General features: G+C 44.7%; 14 protein-coding genes. 3 read left to right on the forward strand and 11 right to left on the reverse strand.

Features of this window, described 5'->3' with window-relative positions; translation table 11 throughout:
• Positions 1-72: 72 nt before the first annotated feature.
• From E5672_RS03220 to E5672_RS03265, 10 genes are all read right to left on the reverse strand, one after another.
• Entirely contained in the window at positions 73-2,034 is a 1,962-nt protein-coding gene (locus E5672_RS03220; RefSeq protein WP_136780884.1) for a GGDEF domain-containing protein, read from the reverse strand.
• Between the two features lie 191 nt (positions 2,035-2,225).
• The gene (locus E5672_RS03225) at positions 2,226-2,930 is read right to left on the reverse strand and encodes a DUF3379 family protein (RefSeq protein WP_136780885.1); all 705 of its coding nucleotides are present in this window, start codon (positions 2,928-2,930) and stop codon (positions 2,226-2,228) included.
• The gene (locus E5672_RS03230; protein WP_136780886.1) at positions 2,923-3,480 is read right to left on the reverse strand and encodes a sigma-70 family RNA polymerase sigma factor; all 558 of its coding nucleotides are present in this window, start codon (positions 3,478-3,480) and stop codon (positions 2,923-2,925) included. The genes E5672_RS03225 and E5672_RS03230 overlap by 8 nt, the downstream gene beginning before the upstream one ends.
• Positions 3,481-3,595: 115 nt before the next feature.
• A complete protein-coding gene (locus E5672_RS03235; RefSeq protein WP_136780887.1) occupies positions 3,596-5,449 on the reverse strand; it encodes a DUF885 domain-containing protein in 1,854 nt (617 codons plus the stop codon).
• Between the two features lie 203 nt (positions 5,450-5,652).
• On the reverse strand, positions 5,653-7,479 hold the full coding sequence (locus E5672_RS03240; protein WP_136780888.1) for a BatD family protein: 1,827 nt from the start codon (positions 7,477-7,479) through the stop codon (positions 5,653-5,655).
• The gene (locus tag E5672_RS03245) at positions 7,480-9,534 is read right to left on the reverse strand and encodes a vWA domain-containing protein (protein WP_136780889.1); all 2,055 of its coding nucleotides are present in this window, start codon (positions 9,532-9,534) and stop codon (positions 7,480-7,482) included.
• Positions 9,534-10,619, reverse strand: a complete 1,086-nt coding sequence (locus E5672_RS03250; RefSeq protein ID WP_136780890.1) for a vWA domain-containing protein — start codon at positions 10,617-10,619, stop codon at positions 9,534-9,536. Before E5672_RS03250 ends, E5672_RS03245 begins: the two co-directional genes overlap by 1 nt.
• Positions 10,612-11,247, reverse strand: a complete 636-nt coding sequence (locus E5672_RS03255) for a DUF4381 domain-containing protein (RefSeq protein ID WP_136780891.1) — start codon at positions 11,245-11,247, stop codon at positions 10,612-10,614. Before E5672_RS03255 ends, E5672_RS03250 begins: the two co-directional genes overlap by 8 nt.
• On the reverse strand, positions 11,247-12,221 hold the full coding sequence (locus E5672_RS03260; protein ID WP_136780892.1) for a DUF58 domain-containing protein: 975 nt from the start codon (positions 12,219-12,221) through the stop codon (positions 11,247-11,249). Before E5672_RS03260 ends, E5672_RS03255 begins: the two co-directional genes overlap by 1 nt.
• 3 nt (positions 12,222-12,224) lie before the next feature.
• Positions 12,225-13,181, reverse strand: coding sequence for an AAA family ATPase (locus tag E5672_RS03265; protein ID WP_014948808.1), 957 nt, complete (start codon positions 13,179-13,181; stop codon positions 12,225-12,227).
• Between the two features lie 441 nt (positions 13,182-13,622).
• Here E5672_RS03265 and fadI point away from each other — a divergent pair, with 441 nt between their 5' ends.
• The 3 genes from fadI (at position 13,623) to E5672_RS03280 (ending at position 17,500) form a co-directional block, all read left to right on the forward strand.
• A complete protein-coding gene (gene fadI, locus E5672_RS03270) occupies positions 13,623-14,933 on the forward strand; it encodes an acetyl-CoA C-acyltransferase FadI (protein WP_014948809.1) in 1,311 nt (436 codons plus the stop codon).
• A gap of 19 nt (positions 14,934-14,952) precedes the next feature.
• A complete protein-coding gene (gene fadJ / locus E5672_RS03275; RefSeq protein ID WP_136781048.1) occupies positions 14,953-17,094 on the forward strand; it encodes a fatty acid oxidation complex subunit alpha FadJ in 2,142 nt (713 codons plus the stop codon).
• Positions 17,095-17,302: 208 nt separating this feature from the next.
• A complete protein-coding gene (locus tag E5672_RS03280; RefSeq protein ID WP_136780893.1) occupies positions 17,303-17,500 on the forward strand; it encodes a hypothetical protein in 198 nt (65 codons plus the stop codon).
• Between the two features lie 100 nt (positions 17,501-17,600).
• Here the strand turns inward: E5672_RS03280 and E5672_RS19850 are convergent, their stop codons facing one another.
• Complete coding sequence (locus E5672_RS19850; RefSeq protein WP_167483121.1) at positions 17,601-17,768, reverse strand: hypothetical protein; 168 nt, start codon at positions 17,766-17,768, stop codon at positions 17,601-17,603.
• Positions 17,769-17,833: the final 65 nt, after the last annotated feature.

A 17,833-nucleotide genomic window follows, 5' to 3' on the forward strand; every position in this document is an offset into this window, starting at 1 on the left:
AGAGTCTCTATGTCAGTCGGCGACCTTGCTTGTTTTCTATACGGCTATACGTAAATAAAGTTTGGCGACGAATTAAAATGCATAGGCTTCGACGCGAGCACGACCGGTTCTTTTGGCTTTATAAAGAAGTTCATCACACGCCTTTATAATGGTATCCAGATTGGTTTCTCCGTTTACATTAAGAAGCCCGGAAGAGAAACTGACGGAGAACTTTTCATTGGTATGGCGCCAATGTTTTTGACGAGAAAGCGTCATGTTTAATTCATCAAGTATACGCTTTGCCGACTGCTGGTCAGAATCAGAAAAGTAGATCAAAAACTCTTCACCGCCATATCGGCAAAGCTTGTCTGACTTGCGAATTCTATTTTGAATAATTTGGGTAAATGTAGTTAACACTTCATCACCCACGGTGTGACCGTACCTGTCATTAATTTTTTTAAAATTATCAACGTCTAGAAGGGCAATACACGAAGTCTTATTGTCGTTAAGGGATTTTTTAAGGCTATTTAACATGGCTCGACGAGTTAGTGCACCGGTAAGTGAATCACGCTCGGCAAGTAAATCGCTTTGTCTTTTTGAAATCCACAGCCATAAAGCGAGAATAGCAAGAATGGTAACCACCAAGGCAAAGATGATAGTTTTCATCGCCTCTTTATCAGTCGATAATCCTTCTTTTTCGTCGCGCAACACGTTCAATTCTTTTTGGCGGTAATGGGCTAATTCGACATCTTTTGCGATACCATCACTGAAATTAGATGCGGAAAACTTAAACTGCTCTGTGTTCTTTTTAAAAAGAAGCTGATTGTATGCTTTAGAATGCGCATAGGCTTTTTCGTAATCGCCAGCGATATCATAAATTCTTGTAAGTTCGAGCTCTTTACGTAGAAGATATTGGCTCTTAAATTCGCTTGATGACGCGCTATTAAGTACGGAGTTTTCGTACTTTTTCACTGCCAAAGAGAGTTGCTGTTCATTATTTTCAACAATGGCTTTATAAGACTGGTAGAGGTAAACAAGTTCTTCTGGAACGGTTTCAAATTGAGAAGCGCCTATAGCCTCCATCTCACTTACAATAGAGCGTATCTGACTATCATGAGTTACCCGAAACCCCATTATCAGCACTCTTAATTTTTGATAAAAAATTAAAAATACATTAGCTTTTGAATTTCTATTTTTTACAAGCTCAATAGCTTTTTCCGAAATGAATAAAGCTTCCTCGTATTTAGCCTGAAGTAGCAATGAATCAATCGCAGTGTAGTATGCCCACGTTACGACATCGTCGTTTTGAGTACTCCCTTCTACGATCTTCATTGAATGAAAGTAGGCTCTACTTGGTACCGATAGCTCAGTAAAAGCAATGCGAAGCCATTCGTGTGCCGTATCGTTATCTAACGCATTTTCTAAAGTAAGTCTAGAAGAGCGGGCGGGCAAATGGGGAAGTGCGTATTCTATTTCATTAATGGCCTGAATGGGGTTAGCTAAGGTGAGTTCCATCGCCAGCCATATGCTAGCTATTGCGGTTGCCGTTTTATTTTCTGTTTCTAAAACTTCCCGTTTCAACCGTCTAAGCGCCGGCACCGTTTCATTTATTCGCTGAGATGACCCCTTAAAGTCATTAACTGCTCTGGCATAAATGTAGTAGGCTCTAGCGGCAGCGTATAAGTCTGGATTCAAGGATTTCAGCTCATTCCAGTGACTTTCAAGCAAAGGTGACCTGACGTAAATGGGAACTCGCGGGCTTTCCGTTTCGTTAGCTGTTCCTGTGGCTAGTAAGTGCCTAAAGATAACACCTTCACTAGTGTCATCAGTTTGAATTTGTAAATTTTCAATTTTAGTCTTTATCTGATCATTGTCGATATCAGTTTGGTTGTTCCAGTTATAAATAGTTGTTGCTGCTAGGTGACTATAAGCATCTAACTTTTTAAGCCTCAATTTCTCAGAGCTTTTGTCTAACTGTGCATGAAGAGAATGACTCACGAAGATGATGAAAAGTAGACAAAACTTCACCCTTGTAAAACGACACCAAGCGGTCATTGAATTTGCTACCTCTATACTGCGGATTAGCTTTAATATTTATTGATAATTAAACAACTGTTTAATTCTAAAGTATAAGTTTTATTGCGCATGTTTTCACCTTAAATTTAGGTAAAAAAAGTCGGCCGCTTTGGGCCGACGAAGGGAAGTGCGTAAAACAAGCACTTTCAGACAGGGGATATGCTTTTCGGCTAGGCTGAAAATTGGATCCTTTCAGAGACTGCTTTTTTCATTTCGCTCAAGTCAGCGTCTTTGTCGCCCACAATCATCACATTGGCGTGTTTCATTTTGATGCTTTCGCCGTGATAATGATCGTCAGAAAATGCGTTAGGTACGGTAACGTCACCGCGCTCAGGTACAACGAATACCGACATTTTCCCTTGTGGCGTGTCGACAATAAGATGTAGGCTTCTAACCGTACTTAAGTGACAATAATTCACCACTTCAACACCTTCGAGCATTTCGCTAAAGCTACCGCCAAAACTCGCCAACTTTGCGTTAACCATATCTAAGTCTGCAGGAAGTAGAGAGTGAGCAGTTTCCATTTCGGCATACTGCATGTGCGCAAGTGCTTGACCACCGATACTAAGCGGTTGGTGATACCACATGGTAAGTCCGATACCTACAGTGAAAGCAACCGATGCAGCCATCGCTAAATACCAACGACTTCTTCGTTTGTAGCGGTTAAACTCGTCCGTTGATTGCTGCCAAATAAGCTTGCTAGCTAAGTCTTCTGGCACATCAACTTTGAGGGCTTGCTTTAACTGTTTATCAAACTGCTTTTGTTCATTCCAGAAACTGCGTTTGCTTTCATCCGCCTTCGCTGCTTCTACAACATCACTGTCAGCCGTTTCTGGATCGGCGTAGATTCGACGCCTAAATTCTAACTCATCCATTTACACGACCTCTCTGTTCATTCTGTTTCTCTAATGCCTCTTTTAGCTGATTTCTCGCCCTAAACAAACGCGTCATTACCGTGTTCTTATTAAGACCCAACTGGTCGGCGATTTCTTCGCCGCTAAACCCAAAAATCAATTGAAGGATTAATGGTTCACGGTATTCCACGCTCAACCCACCCAATAGTCGCTGAAGTTCTCTGTCTTTCAAGTCTCCGTCTGCATGCTGAGTGTCGTCTTGTATATGGCAATCGTCAATATCTACCGTGTCGAATTGCTTACGCTCAAACCGACGGGCATTCTCACGACGAAGAATGGTTATTAACCAAGACTTTGCTGCCTTTTCATCATTTAGGGCGTCTAAAGAGCGCCAAGCACGAAGAAACGTTTCCTGTACGACATCCTCAGCAATGCTCTGGTCTTTTATAAGCCAGAATGCATAGCGGTAAATGTCGGCGTGGAATGCCTTTACCAGTGCTTCATATCTTTGGTGTTTTGCTTTCATATTCGATAAGACCTGACCACTGTCAGATTTATTTCGCCCAAACATAAAAAAATCCGAAAACGTAAACTTTTTTCACTATGGCACAAAAAACGCGCCATTTCGTTAGCCGAAAGGCGCGTTTTATCTTTTTTCCTATGACCATAACACCAGGTCTGAAACACTAGGCACTTTTTTGAGCAGCAATCCAAGTGTTGATGTTTTCTTCTAATATAGAAAGTGGTAAAGGACCATATTTAAGCACTTCATCATGGAAACCTTTCCAATCAAACTTGTCGCCAAGTTCAGTTTGGGCATGTTCTCTAAGCTCCATAATTTTAAGTTTGCCAATCATATAGGCTGTGGCCTGACCGGGCATGGCAATATAGCGCTCAATGGCTTTTTGCGCGTCATATTCAGGGTTTGGAGTGTTCTCTATTAGATAGTTTACCGCTTCTTCACGGGACCATTTCTTCGCGTGAATACCCGTATCAACAACAAGTCTGCAAGCGCGCCAAAGTTCCATAGCTAGGCGACCGAAATCAGAATACGGGTCTTCATAAAAGCCCATGTCCTTTGCGAGTTCTTCGGTATAAAGGCCCCAGCCTTCCGTGTATGCGGTAAAGCTCAAGAACTTCTGAAACTGAGGCACTCCCTCTAGTTCTTGTGCAATTGCGCGCTGCATGTGGTGACCTGGAATGCCCTCGTGATACGCCAGCGCCTCCAGCTGATAAGTCGGCATCGCTTTCATATCATAAAGGTTGGCGTAATAGATTCCTGGGCGGCTGCCGTCTTGCGCAGGACTTTGGTAAAACGCCTTGCCCGCGGACTGTTCGCGGAACGCTTCAACACGTTTAACGATCATTGGCGCTTCTGGAAGAATACCAAAGTATTCAGGAATCGCGTCTCGCATGTCGTCTATGGCTGTTTTCGCCATATCAAGATATTGCTGTCTACCTTCATCAGTTGAGGGCAGATAGAATTGATCATCTTCACGCATAAAAACAAAAAACTCTTGAAGGGTACCTTCAAATTTCACCTGTTTCATAATATCGCGCATTGCGTTGTGTATGCGTTCTACGTTCTCTACGCCAATCTGGTGAACTTCATCAGCGGAAAGGTCAGTGGTGGTAAACCAGTTCAGGCGATTTTGATACCACATATCTCCATTGGGCAAGCGCCACACGCCGTCGCCCTCAGGCGTTACTTCTCTTTGATGAGCTAATTCTTCGATGAACTTCTCGTAAGATGGCATGACTGAAGTAACTAACGCGGCTTTTGCCTCACCTAATAGCGTGGTTTTTTCAGCCTCTGTAATATCAAGGTTGTTTACTTTGTTTTGAAAATCTTCCCAGATAGTAGACGGTGTTTCGCTAGAATCAAACGGCGCGCCAGTTATCACATTTTTTGACGCATCAATCATTTGATCATAAGCCCATGCGGGTGGGAATACGCCGGCTTTTTCGCGAACTTTCATTTGTTCGATAACTTGATCAAAGTACGTACGTACATTGTCTAGTCGTCCAATGTAGGCCTGAGCATCTTCTTTACTCTTTACACTGTGAATGTTGATAAGGAAACTAGGCACTTGCGTATGTGCGGCACGGAACTGATGCACAATATAGCGGTGGTGCCTAAATTCATCGTTAGCCAGATCGCGCTCAATGCCCAGTTTATAAAGGCGTAAGCTTAACTTTTCTTGTTCACTTAACTTTGTGGTGTCGAAACTATTAAGCTTTTCAAGACGATTTTTAGCAATGGCAACGCGGGCATCGGCTTCTTCATCACTGATGTCATCCCATTTATCATAGTCCCACTTTTTACCGAGGTAACTTTGGAACAGGGGAGAGCGCTTAAGATCCTCTTCAAAAGTACGTTCAAAAAACGCATTCAGGCGCTCAGATTCAGACTGCCCAGCAGGCTGTTCCGTTTTAATAGGTTCTGGCGCTGTGTTAGATGTTTCACTTGCTGGCGAGCAAGCGGTTAACGTTGTAATGGCCAACGCTATCGGCGTTAGCTTCAAAAGTGTTTTCTTCATATTATTCCCTGTCGCGTTTAGTTGGTTTTTTTATAAGCTAAAGTCTTCAAGGTTGCTAAACCTTTAAGAGGACGATAAGGCCCGTAGTCTCGACTGTTTATTGGATACAAACATTGTTGTAAAGAAACCCTCGCCACCTTTATTAAGTAAGTGCAAGGGCTTTCATTACGTAAATTTCGTTGTATTAGCAAATGAAATGAGTTTTATGAAGCAGGATATAAGTTAGATAACGTGTGTTTGCTTTCAGTGCTTTTCTGCTTCCATTCGTTGCGAGCAAGCTTTATTTCCGATGAAAGTTTTTCTAAAGCCTCCGTCATTTGCTTAGATTGGTGGTTCGCATCAGTTTTTCTGGCTGAGAACCGCAGTGCATAGAGCTCATTAACACTGCCGTTGATTCCTTCAAACTGCGAAAGTTGCGCTTTACCCGAAGTTAATGCGGTTATCCACTGTTTAAGCACGGGCGTAAGTGAGCTTGTGTCTTTTGCCTTTATTACTGACATTAGGTTTTGGAATTGTGCTTTTTCATCCCACTGAGCATAAGAGTGGAAGCGCTGTGCAGAGCCGGTTTTGTTAGTGGTCCCAGGCCCCGTCATCTGAAACTGCTTAAGCTTTCTGTAAGTAAATACCCATCCCGCAAGCGCAATAACAAACAGCGCAAGTAGTACACCAATTACCATCCAATTAAACTGCGCATTTTCGTCAGTATCGACTTCACCTGAAGCGCTGTCCAATGGTTTATCCCCGTTGCTAGCACTAGCACTAGCGTTAGGCTGTGTTGCAGCTGACGGTATATCATTTTTAATATCTTCATTGGTTGCACTACTGGCTGATGGAGTGTTTAGCATATTCGGAGTATTGGCATTATTTGCGCCAGACGCTGGCGCTACCTTAATTGAACGAGCGGGTATAGTGGCATACTCAGTTTGCTGAGTAAGCGTATTAAACCAAGGGATAGTAATTTCAGGTAAGACAAAGTTACCCGGCTGCGTAGGAATAATTGCCAGCGACGTTTGGCGCTGTGAAATTAAGCTCTGGTCTTTTTCAACTGTCGTTGTGTTTGATTGATCTGGATACAGCTTAAAGTTTGGCTGATAAAACTCAGGAATATCAGGAAGCTGCTCTTCTACTACGCCCAATGCGGTCAGCGTTACAATACGGGTGACTGGTTCACCTGCTACAAAACTATCACCTTGTGGCCATTCTTCATCCACTCGCACCATTTCAGAAGGCAACCAAGGGTAATCTATCCCCTGAGGAATGGGCTTAATGTTTACCGTAATGTCGGGCCCAACCCGATTGATTTGCTGGGTACGGTTAAAGAAGCCAAAACGTTGGTTAGTATTGGCTGCCATTACTTCGCCAGTGAAGATAGGGCCTCTTAGTGTGAATTCACCGGATGCTTGAGGTACAACGGCAAATTGACGCTCAATAATTTGATACCGTTTACCGTTTACTATATCGGTATACTGTTTGTCTTCACCTAACTGGGTAATTTCCGCATTTTGCATTTCTGGCGCTTGTAGGCTGCCGCGCTCAATATTGCTAGAAAGAAACAGCTTAACCGTGTAAAGCAGCTGCTGATTTAAATAGGCCTCTTTCAAGTCGATGTCAGTGGTAACAAAATAGTCTCTTGCCACGTTACTTTGTTCTTGAACTGGTATTACTTTAACTTGAATAGGCTTGGTTGATTTTCCTTCAATGGTTAATGGAGGAATGGTGAACGTGCCTTCCTTTCGGGGAAATAAGGTAGTGGTCCAAACGGTGGTACGCTTGGTGTCGAAATTGACGATTGAGGTTTGGCTACTTACCGATGTTCTGCCGACAACAAAATCTTTAAGCAGGGGAGAGCTGTCGAATGCATCTCTGTCCGCGCTACCGTCTGCGGTAACCGTTAAGCGAATCGCTTCATCCAACATGACAGGGTTTCTATCAATGGTGGCTTCCAGCGAGTTTACATCGGCATAAGCCACCGCATTTACAAGTAGGGTAAATAAAAAAACTATACGTGTAGATTGTAATAAGGCTCTCATCTACCAATCACTCCGGTTTGAAGGCATACGTTGACGCTGACGTTTTTGTGCTTCTAATTGCATTTTTCGTTTTAGTAAGAATGCAGGATCGTCTGGCACGCGGCGCATTAAACTCTCCATTCGCTGCAACTCTTCTTTTTCTGCGTCGGTAAGATCGGTTTCTTGACCTTGCATAGCCTGTGCTTCCTGCTCTGCTTGTTGTTCGTTTTCTTGTGCTTGCGCGCTGTCACCTTGATCAGACTCTTCCTGTTCTGCATTTTGCTGCTGAGAGTCTGATGACTCGTTCTGACTGTTCATCTCGGAATCATCAGGCTGTTGTGAGTTATCTCCGCCATTTTGCTGTTCATCATTAGCTTGGCTTTGATCAGACTGTTGACCCTCATTATCATCTTGCTGACCATTCTGCTCGTTTGAACCTTCCTGATTGTTCTGGTCCCCTGATTGCTGTTTGCTATTAGGGCTATCAGAGTTATCAGAATTATCGGAGTTATCTTGGCCATTATCCTGCGAGTCACTCTGTTCGCCGTCATCGCCATTTTCGTTCTGGTTTTGCTCCTGATTCTGCTGTTGCTGCTGTTTCAGCAAATCCTCGACAATCTTTTTGTTGGTTTTTGCATCGTCGAAATCCGGTGCTTCGCTCAACGCCTGCTCATATTTCTTAATAGCGTCTTCAAGTTTACCGAGTTTTGCCAGTGCATTGCCTTGATTGTAAAGACTCTCGGGGCCAGGAATGCTTTTGAAGGCATTTAATGCACCTTCGTAGTCACCTGATTTATAAAGTGATGATGCTTTCCAAGTGTCGTCATTAAACTGATTAACGGCGTCTTTGTACTTGCCTCTTTGATAGCTGTTTAATGCTTCTTGGTTGTCATTCATAAATGGCGTTTGCCACCATGAGAGTGAATCAGGTTTATTTGCCATCTCTAGAGTATCTTCTGGTGCGCCTATGCCTTGTGACGTGCCAGCAATTTCTGAGGGTTGGGCACGTTGCAAAGCATGGGCGTTTTTAATCATAGAGGGGCTAAGTAAACCCACCAACACGATGAAAACTAACCCGCGTTTGAATGCAAAGGCGGCAAATGGAAGAAGTATAAGTAGCAAGTAAGGGCCAACTTCTTTCCACTGGTCTCCTTGTAAATTACTCTCTTCTTCGTTCTCTTCGCTGTCGCTTTTATCTAGTAGAGATACCGAGGCGAGGGCATCAATGTCGGTGTCGTTTGATGTAAAGGATTCAAAGCGTCCGCCGCTCGTTTTAACCACACCTTTCACTGCGCCTTCATTTAACTTGGGAATAACGATGCTGCCGGTGAAGTCTTTCAAGAGCTCGCCGCTTTGCTGGCGAATAGGCGCGCCTTCAGATGTCCCAACGGTAAGTGCATTTACTGTAAAAGGAATAGAAGCCACATACTCTTGAAGCTCTTGTTGTTGTTCTAACTCTATACCGTCAGTAATCCAGTAGATCATGCCTGAGTTATATCCGGCATTCGAGAGAAGCTCTGATGCACTTTCTATACCTAGGAGTGGGTCGCTGCCCGGCACGGGCATAATTTCCGGTGACAGGCTTGGGATTAGGGTTGTGATATTTCCTGCGTCTTCGGTTAAGGGGCTAATGACAAACGCATCGCCAGCGTAAGCAACCAAGCCCATTTCACCTTCACCAATAGCGTTGACTAGGTCTATCGCTTTATATTTAGCGCGAGTTAGCCTGTCTGGCGTCATATCGGTAGCGCGCATTGAAAGCGACATATCTATGACTATAACGTGTCCCATTTTCAACTGGTAAACCGGCTGCGGCAGGCGCTCCCATGTTGGGCCAGCGAGTGCTATCACACTTATAATCCACACAAGAGCAAGCATCCACATTGGAGGTTTTGCGCCCATTTCGTTTTTTCCAATCACCATGTATTGATATAGGTGAGAAGGGATCACAGATTGCCAGCCAGATTGCTTAGCCGTGGTTTTTCTAATTAAAAACACAAGCAGCATCAAGGGGGCGAGCGCGATAAACCATTCGGGACGTAAAAAATGAAATTGGTTTAAGAAGTCGAATTCCATTACTTCGTCTCCCTATTTGTTTGCGCTGCTTGAGTTGCTTGTATTGCATCAGCGGTGTTCGAGTGTTGCGCGGACAAATTAATGCGTCTTTGTGCAAACCAACGAAATGTTGATACAAGTATCGTCACAAAAGCCCATAGTGCTGACAGTATTATTGCTGCACCAAGGGGATAGTAAAACAGTGCGCTCAATGGACGCATCTTACGTGTTTCACCTTCAATAGGCTCAAGTGCATCAAGTTGTTGATAAATAGCTTGAAGTTCCTGGGCATTTCGAGCCCTAAAATATTGGCCGCCAGTGCTAGTTGCAATGTCGGTTAACATGCCTTCATCAAGTTCTTGCGACGGGTTTATTTGTCGGCTGCCGAAAAAGCTCTGGATCAGCATTTTATCTGCGCCCACACCTATAGTGTATACCTTCACACCCTTACTAATCGCCAACTCTTTCGCCTGTTCGGGTGTAATATTCCCTGCAGTATTTTGCCCATCGGTAAGAAGAATTAACACGTTATTAGACTCTTCCCGTTCGTCAAAGCGCTTCACCGCTAAACCTATCGCATCGCCAATGGCCGTCTGTTCGCCAACCAACCCAATGACAGCTTCACTCAGAAGTGTAGAAACCGTATCTCTGTCATAGGTAAGCGGCGCTTGAACGTACGCGGTATCGGCAAATAAGATAAGGCCAATTCTGTCGCCCACGCGACGCTGAATAAAGTCATAAACCACCGACTTAGTCATGGTTAAACGGTTAACTTGTCGGCCATTTAGCTGCATATCATCTATCTTCATACTGCCCGATAAGTCTACTGCTAACATCATTTCTCGACCTTCGTTTGGTATGCTAACAGGCTCCCCTAACCATTGAGGGCGCGCGGCAGCCGTTACTAGCAGCAGCCATATCAAGCTACTTATCAACAGCGGTATTTTGGTTTGTTTCAACTGAATTTGCTCTGACACATCGCCAGGTCGCAAACTAGGAACCCGCAATGCAGCCATGGGCATGTCTTGTGCTTTTTTAGAAAGCAGGCGTACGATAATAGGCAAGGGGAGTACGAAAAAGACCCACCACCAAGCAAAGTTAAGCATGATGCGGCTCCTTGGTTTGCTTATCATGAGCGCTACCATCGTTTAGACCGCCATCATTCACACCGCCGTAAGCCCCCTTGTTTTTTGGCAGTTTGGCTTTTAAAAGCCAGTTTTTTACTGCCCCTTTGCAGGTTTCAAAATCACTAGGGTTGGGGGTAGCTTGATAAACATTACTTACTAACAAACCTAAATCACTTTCAAGTTTACTATCACTACTTTTCAATGCAGAGGTTAAGAACGCTTGCCACTGTTTACCGTATAACCCGGCTACTTGCTGAGTTGGGTAATAGCTCATAGCCGTGCGTTTTAGAATTGAGTTTAACGCCACGGGCCAATTGCTTTGTTGTGCTGAAATCGATTCAAGTAAGGCTAAAGCTTGCTTGCGCGCCTTGTTGTGACGTATGTGAGCAGTGATAGTTTTATATAGGCAAAATAGGGCAAGTAAAAACACTGCGATAGCGACCCACCAACCCCAGTCTAATGGCCAAATGTTGACCTCTGTAGGTACGTGTATATCGCGCAGCTGAGCAAGTGGGTCTTGCTGCTGAGGTGGCACTGACATTTGATTAGCCGATGTCGTTTGAGCTGAACTGGATAAAAGGCTTGATAAAAGATTGTTGCTCTGCATTAATTAAGCTCCAACCGTTGTTCTTGCTGCATACTTTGAAGCTGTTCGTCTAGGGGAAGACCCGCTGAAACACTGAATCGAGCGATATTGTTTTTGCGCAAGGTGCTATAAATCGCGCTATTGTGTTCGCTGCGCCATTTTTGATAGTGCTGCTGCTCTGTATTGTCGCCTAACACCCAACGTTGTTGATTTCGACCATCAGAAACGCTGACGGTTTGTAATGAACTGGTTTGCGGCAAAGCGTGTTCTATTGGATCGTTAATCACGATAGCCCTCACTTCACAGTGTCGAGTTAAGTGACTTAAGTGTTGAATAGCTTGGGTACTTAAATGCTGAAAGTCTGATACCAGATAAACCAAGCTCCCAGGTCTTGCTAAACGTCTTGCCCTAGCGCACGCATCGGCAAAAGCTTGTTCGTCTTTGTCTTTGTCCGGCTCAGATTGCGCGCTCTGTTCGTGCAATGCCATAAGTTCATGACACACGTGCAACACGGCTTTTTTGCGTGTTAGTGGTTTAATTTCTTTGTGCTGTTGCTGATTAAATACTAGCGCGCCAACTTTATCGCCGCGAGCGGCAGCTGACCAGCTAATTAATGAAGATACATGCGCTGCCTGCACCGCTTTAGTAAGCAGTTGCGTGCCAAATGCCATTGACGGTAGGTAGTCACAGAATAGAAAAACCGGGCGCTCTCGCTCTTCCCGATACACTTTAGTGTGAGTTTTACCCGTGCGCGCAGTAACGCGCCAATCAATAGCGCGAATATCATCACCAGGCTGATAATGACGGGCCTCATCAAACTCCATGCCTCGGCCTTTGTGCTTGGTGAGATAACTCCCTGCAAGTTTAGCTTGTGGCATACGTTTAGGCGCTAAGCTAAAAAGCTTAGCCAACTGTTGATAGCGAAGTAGCTCCGCGGTAGACAGTGACACCCCGTTACTTTGCAGCTTGTCTAGCTGCGCTTGTACATTCACCATAACTTAAGGAACTGCGACAGTTGCAACAATCTTATCAAGTACGTCGTTAATCGTTACGCCTTCAGCCTCGGCTTGATATGACAGAATAATGCGGTGGCGAAGGACGTTGTGAACCACAGCTTGAATATCATCAGGACCAACAAAGTCTCTGCCGCTAAGCCATGCGTGAGCGCGCGCACAGCGATCTAAGCTTATGGTTGCTCGGGGGCTTGTTCCCATCGCTATCCACTGGCCTAATTCAGCGTCGAAATTTGCAGGCTGACGTGTGGCCATAATCAATTGAACTAAATACTGTTCTAACTCAGGCGCCATATACAAAGACAACGCTTCTTTACGCGACGTAAAAATATCGTCTTGTGTAAGCGTAGGTGGCGTAACAGGCGGTTCTGAAAGAGCTTCACCTCGGGTTAAACGCAATATTTCCAGCTCTGTCTCGGCACCTGGATAGTCGATGTCCACGTGCATTAAGAATCGGTCTAGCTGTGCTTCAGGTAGTGGATACGTTCCTTCTTGCTCTAGCGGGTTTTGCGTTGCCATTACTAAAAATAGCGGAGGAAGAGGATAGGTTTTACTGCCCACAGTAATCTGACGTTCGGCCATAGCTTCTAGCAGGGCCGACTGTACTTTTGCGGGAGCACGGTTGATTTCGTCGGCTAGCACTAAATTGTGAAAAAGCGGCCCTTTCTGAAAAACAAACTCGCCGGTTTCGGGGCGGTATATGTCTGTACCGGTTAAGTCGGCAGGCAAAAGGTCAGGGGTAAATTGTACGCGATGAAAGTCGCCGTCAATACCATTAGCAAGTGCATTGATTGCGCGTGTTTTTGCAAGCCCAGGAGGACCTTCTACCAAAAGGTGGCCGTCGGCCAAAAGAGCGATAAGAAGGCTTTTGGTTAACGCGTGCTGACCAATAATCTGCTGGTCTAAATAAGCGTGTAACTGTTGAAATTGCGCTGCTGCCATAATGCAAAATTTCCGTTTGAGTTCTCGTTATCAGGAAGTGTCACCGGACCGATAGATTTATAAATCTCTTATAAAGTGATCGCTTAGCTAAAAAGTAAATTACATATTAATTAGATAGCTTTAGCCCGTCACAATGACACAAAACAGACTTTCATTTCCATATAAGGTTCATTCTATCTTTCTTCAAGTCGTCAAACAGTAATAAAAATGCGATATGTGGTGTGAGGCAAAACGTGCTTTCTTTAATTTGAAAAAATTTCAGCAGGCAAATTTGCAGGCGAACTCCACGAACGGTGCAAACTTTAGTTTCATTTATATTGCGCTTACCCCTGCATTATTTGCTATTTTGTTCATTGTTTGTAAAAATCGGGTTTATTACAGGTCAGACCACTTCGCTAGCAATGAGCAAAAGGTGAAGCTGGTCATAAATTTAGGTGCATTATGGCAACAAAACAATCAGTTACTACCCGAGAGGGTGATCGCATCGCCATTGTCGCGGGGTTGCGTACTCCGTTTGCGAAGATGGCTACATATTTCCACGGTGTTCCGGCTGTTGATCTAGGTAAAATGGTCGTAAACGAACTTCTCGTTCGCCATGGTGTTCAAAAAGAGTGGGTTGACCAAGTTGTCTACGGTCAAGTAGTGCAAATGCCTGAAGCGCCAAACATTGCGCGCGAAATCGTGCTTGGTACAGGCATGAATATTCACACCGATGCTTATAGCGTATCTCGCGCTTGTGCGACGAGTTTTCAATCTACGGTTAACATCGCTGAAAGCATGATGGCCGGTACGGTTCAGGTGGGGATTGCAGGTGGTGCAGATTCAACATCAGTATCGCCTATCGGTGTATCTAAGAATCTTGCACGTGCGCTGGTAGATTTACAGAAAACCAAGACTCTTGGTCAAAAGCTAAACATCTTTAAGCGTTTGAGCCTAAAAGACTTAGCGCCAGTACCTCCTGCTGTAGCTGAGTACTCTACAGGTTTGTCGATGGGGCAAACGGCAGAACAAATGGCGAAAACGCATCAAATTTCTCGTGAAGAGCAAGACAAGCTTGCACATCGCTCGCACAGCCTAGCCGCTGAAAGCTGGGAAGCAGGCAAGCTCTCTAGCGAAGTGATGACCGCTTATGCTGAACCTTATAAAGGTGCTCTTGAGCGCGATAACAACGTACGTTTCGATTCTAAGCTTGAAGGCTACGCGAAACTTCGCCCGGTATTCGATAAAAAGTACGGCTCGGTAACTGCGGCAAACGCTACACCGCTTACTGACGGTGCTTCTGCAGTGCTTATGATGACTGAGAGCCGAGCGAAAGAGCTAGGCTACACGCCGCTAGGTTATATAAAGAGCTACGCGTTTTCGGCAATTGATGTGTGGGAAGACATGCTAATGGGGCCGTCGTACGCCACACCTATCGCGCTAGACCGCGCGGGTATGACGCTAAACGACCTAACCTTGATTGAAATGCACGAAGCGTTCGCAGCGCAAACCTTGGCAAACGTTAAAATGTTCGCAAGTGACAAGTTCGCTAAAGAGAAACTTGGCCGCGACAAAGCGACGGGCGAAATTGATATGGACAAATTCAACGTAATGGGTAGTTCAATTGCTTATGGTCACCCGTTTGCTGCAACCGGTACACGTATGATCACGCAAATGCTTAACGAACTAAATCGTCGTGGCGGTGGTACAGGTCTATTGACTGCATGTGCTGCGGGTGGTCTTGGTGCCGCAATGATTGTGGAGACAGAATAATATGAGTCAGGAACAAGATATGACAAATGAAGTCCAGCCAACATCAGGTGCATTTACGTTAACCAAGCAAGATAATGGCGTTGCTATTCTTAGCATGGACGTACCTGGCGAGAGCATGAATACGCTTAAAGCTGAATTTGGCGATGAAATATCTGCCATGCTTGACGACATTGAGCGCGACAGCAGCATTAAAGGTGTAGTGTTAACGAGCGGTAAGCCAAGCTCATTTGTAGCGGGTGCCGATATCACCATGCTAGCAGCTTGCAAAACCGCTGAAGACGCTACGACTATCGCCGCTGGCGGCCAAGCTATTTTCGATAGAATCGAGAACATGAAGGCTACTTTCGTTGCGGCTATCCATGGCCCAGCGTTAGGTGGTGGTTTAGAGCTTGCGCTTGCATGTCACTATCGCGTATGTACCGATTCACCTAGTACTCAGGTAGGTCTACCGGAAGTGCAGCTTGGCTTGTTGCCAGGCAGTGGTGGTACACAGCGCCTTCCACGCTTAATTGGCATTCAGCAAGCAATGAAAATGATGCTTACTGGCTCACCAGCACGTGCGAAACAAGCTAAAAAGTACGGCATTGTTGATGAAGTGGTGCCACACAGCGTGCTTTTGAAGGTTGCTGAACAGTTTGCGCTTAAACGCAAACCAGAACGTGAAGCGCCGCAAAAGAGCGTAATGGACAAAATGTTAGAGAAGACCGGCCCAGGCCGAAACATGATGTTCAAAAAAGCGCGGGAAGCGACGTTTGCAAAAACCAAGGGTAATTATCCAGCGCCTGGGTACATTATTGATGTCATAGAAACCGGCATGAACGAAGGGGTGAAAGCGGGGCTTAAAGCCGAAGCTGAAGCCTTTGGTAAGCTTGTTATGACGCCGGAATCCTTCCAGTTACGTCAGATTTTCTTCGCTACCACAGAAATGAAGAAAGAAAACGGCGTTGAAGGTGTGAAACCTGAAAAAATGAAGAAAGTCGGTGTGCTTGGTGGCGGTTTAATGGGCGGTGGTATTGCCTATGTAACGTCTACCAAAGCAGGTGTACCCGTACGTATTAAAGACGTGCGTGCTGAAGGCATCGCCAACGCGATGAAATATAGCTATGACATCTTAAACAAAAAAGTGAAGAAGCGTTTCATGCGTAACAGCGAAATGCAGAAGCAGTTAGCGCTTCTGACCGGTACGCTTGATTACAGCGGCTACCAGGATGCTGATATCGTTGTTGAAGCGGTTTTTGAAGATTTAGATCTTAAGCAAAAAATGGTGGCGGATATTGAAGAAAACTGCAAAGAAAGCACGATTTTCGCGTCTAACACCTCGTCTATTCCTATTACCCAAATTGCAGCTAAAGCAGCACGTCCTGAAAACGTGATTGGTCTGCATTACTTCTCGCCAGTAGACAAGATGCCATTGGCTGAAGTTATTGCTCACGACAAAACGTCTGATCAAGTCATTTCATCTACGGTAGAGTTTGCTAAGAAGCAAGGTAAAACGCCGGTAGTTGTTAAAGATGGTGCGGGTTTCTACGTAAACCGTATCTTAGCGCCTTACATGAACGAAGCGGCAAACCTAATTCTTGACGGTGAGCCTATTGACCACATCGATAAGTCACTGGTTAAATTTGGCTTCCCGGTAGGCCCTGTGAAGCTTCTTGATGAAGTGGGCATTGATGTTGGCACTAAGATCATTCCATTTCTTGTAGAGGCGTTCGGCGAGCGTTTCACCGCGCCAAGCGCTTTTGACAAGGTACTTGCAGACGGCAGAAAAGGTAAGAAGAACCAGAAAGGGTTTTATTCTTACGAAGGCAAAAAGCCAGGTAAAGAAGTGGATGAGTCAATCTACGAACTACTGAGCCTTTCACCTTCTGCCAAGCTAAGCGAAAAAGAAGTTGCTGAACGCTGCGTATTAATGATGCTTAACGAAGCGGCACGCTGTTTAGACGAAGGCGTTATCCGCAATGCTCGCGACGGTGATATTGGCGCTATCTTCGGTATAGGCTTCCCTCCATTCTTAGGCGGCCCATTCCGCTATATGGATACACTGGGTATCAAACACCTTGTTGCTCGTTTAAATCATTATGCTACTGCTGTAGGTGACAAATTCGCACCTGCTGATGTGTTAGTAAAAATGGCGGAAAACGATCAAAAGTTTTATAACTAAGTTTACAAAATGTTAAAAAGCCGGGCTTTGCCCGGTTTTTTTATGTCTAATGGGTATTTCTTCTGGTTTATTGTTCTATTTTGGGTAAAATTCCTGCGTTCAAAAAATGAACGTGTCAAATTGTTGGCGTCAATTATCAGTAAGTTAAATTGAATAATTGATGAGAACAAGTAACTCCACGTAATTATGTTAAACAGGCGGAGGCAGTGTGATTTCACTCGTAGTATTAAGCGTTATCTTTTCTCTATATTTTTATGTAGAAGCGTTTAAATGGGGAATGAGCGCGAAAAAGTGGGCGATAGCGGGTTTTGTATTAGGACCAATTTTGCTACCCATGTTTTCTATCTCTCGTCATATACATTGGCGCAATGCGGTGGGGTTTAATAATCTTTATATTGCGGCGTAGACCTACCGATTACGTTACCTACAAACGGCGTGCTCCGACTTTCAGGTATAAAAAAAGAGAGTAAGCACTCTCTTTTTTTGAAAATCGTTTTAACTTCAAATTAGAAGCCTACGCCCCAACCGTTTCCGCCTGTTTGTGGCTTAACAGCTTTTGGCTGTGTAATCGTTTCTTTTTGCGACTCAGGAGCTTGCTTAGCGCCCTCTTGATTGTCGGCAGCAACAGGGGTAGCGGTAGAAAGTACTAGTGCAACTGCGTACTCTTTTAACATGTTGATTTCCTCTGATTATTATTTTGAACGAACAAACAAAGCCGATATTTTTAATATTGTTTACC

Origin of the sequence: Alteromonas portus, assembly GCF_005117025.1 — a bacterium.
Classification (GTDB): domain Bacteria; phylum Pseudomonadota; class Gammaproteobacteria; order Enterobacterales; family Alteromonadaceae; genus Alteromonas; species Alteromonas portus.

Coding starts and splice junctions, on each gene's coding strand:
- E5672_RS03220 (WP_136780884.1), bottom strand. CDS start 2,034: ATGACCGCTTGGTGTCGTTTTACAAGGGTGAAGTTTTGTCTACTTTTC.
- E5672_RS03225 (WP_136780885.1), bottom strand. CDS start 2,930: ATGGATGAGTTAGAATTTAGGCGTCGAATCTACGCCGATCCAGAAACG.
- E5672_RS03230 (WP_136780886.1), bottom strand. CDS start 3,480: ATGTTTGGGCGAAATAAATCTGACAGTGGTCAGGTCTTATCGAATATG.
- E5672_RS03235 (WP_136780887.1), bottom strand. CDS start 5,449: ATGAAGAAAACACTTTTGAAGCTAACGCCGATAGCGTTGGCCATTACA.
- E5672_RS03240 (WP_136780888.1), bottom strand. CDS start 7,479: ATGAGAGCCTTATTACAATCTACACGTATAGTTTTTTTATTTACCCTA.
- E5672_RS03245 (WP_136780889.1), bottom strand. CDS start 9,534: ATGGAATTCGACTTCTTAAACCAATTTCATTTTTTACGTCCCGAATGG.
- E5672_RS03250 (WP_136780890.1), bottom strand. CDS start 10,619: ATGCTTAACTTTGCTTGGTGGTGGGTCTTTTTCGTACTCCCCTTGCCT.
- E5672_RS03255 (WP_136780891.1), bottom strand. CDS start 11,247: ATGCAGAGCAACAATCTTTTATCAAGCCTTTTATCCAGTTCAGCTCAA.
- E5672_RS03260 (WP_136780892.1), bottom strand. CDS start 12,221: ATGGTGAATGTACAAGCGCAGCTAGACAAGCTGCAAAGTAACGGGGTG.
- E5672_RS03265 (WP_014948808.1), bottom strand. CDS start 13,181: ATGGCAGCAGCGCAATTTCAACAGTTACACGCTTATTTAGACCAGCAG.
- fadI (WP_014948809.1), top strand. CDS start 13,623: ATGGCAACAAAACAATCAGTTACTACCCGAGAGGGTGATCGCATCGCC.
- fadJ (WP_136781048.1), top strand. CDS start 14,953: ATGACAAATGAAGTCCAGCCAACATCAGGTGCATTTACGTTAACCAAG.
- E5672_RS19850 (WP_167483121.1), bottom strand. CDS start 17,768: ATGTTAAAAGAGTACGCAGTTGCACTAGTACTTTCTACCGCTACCCCT.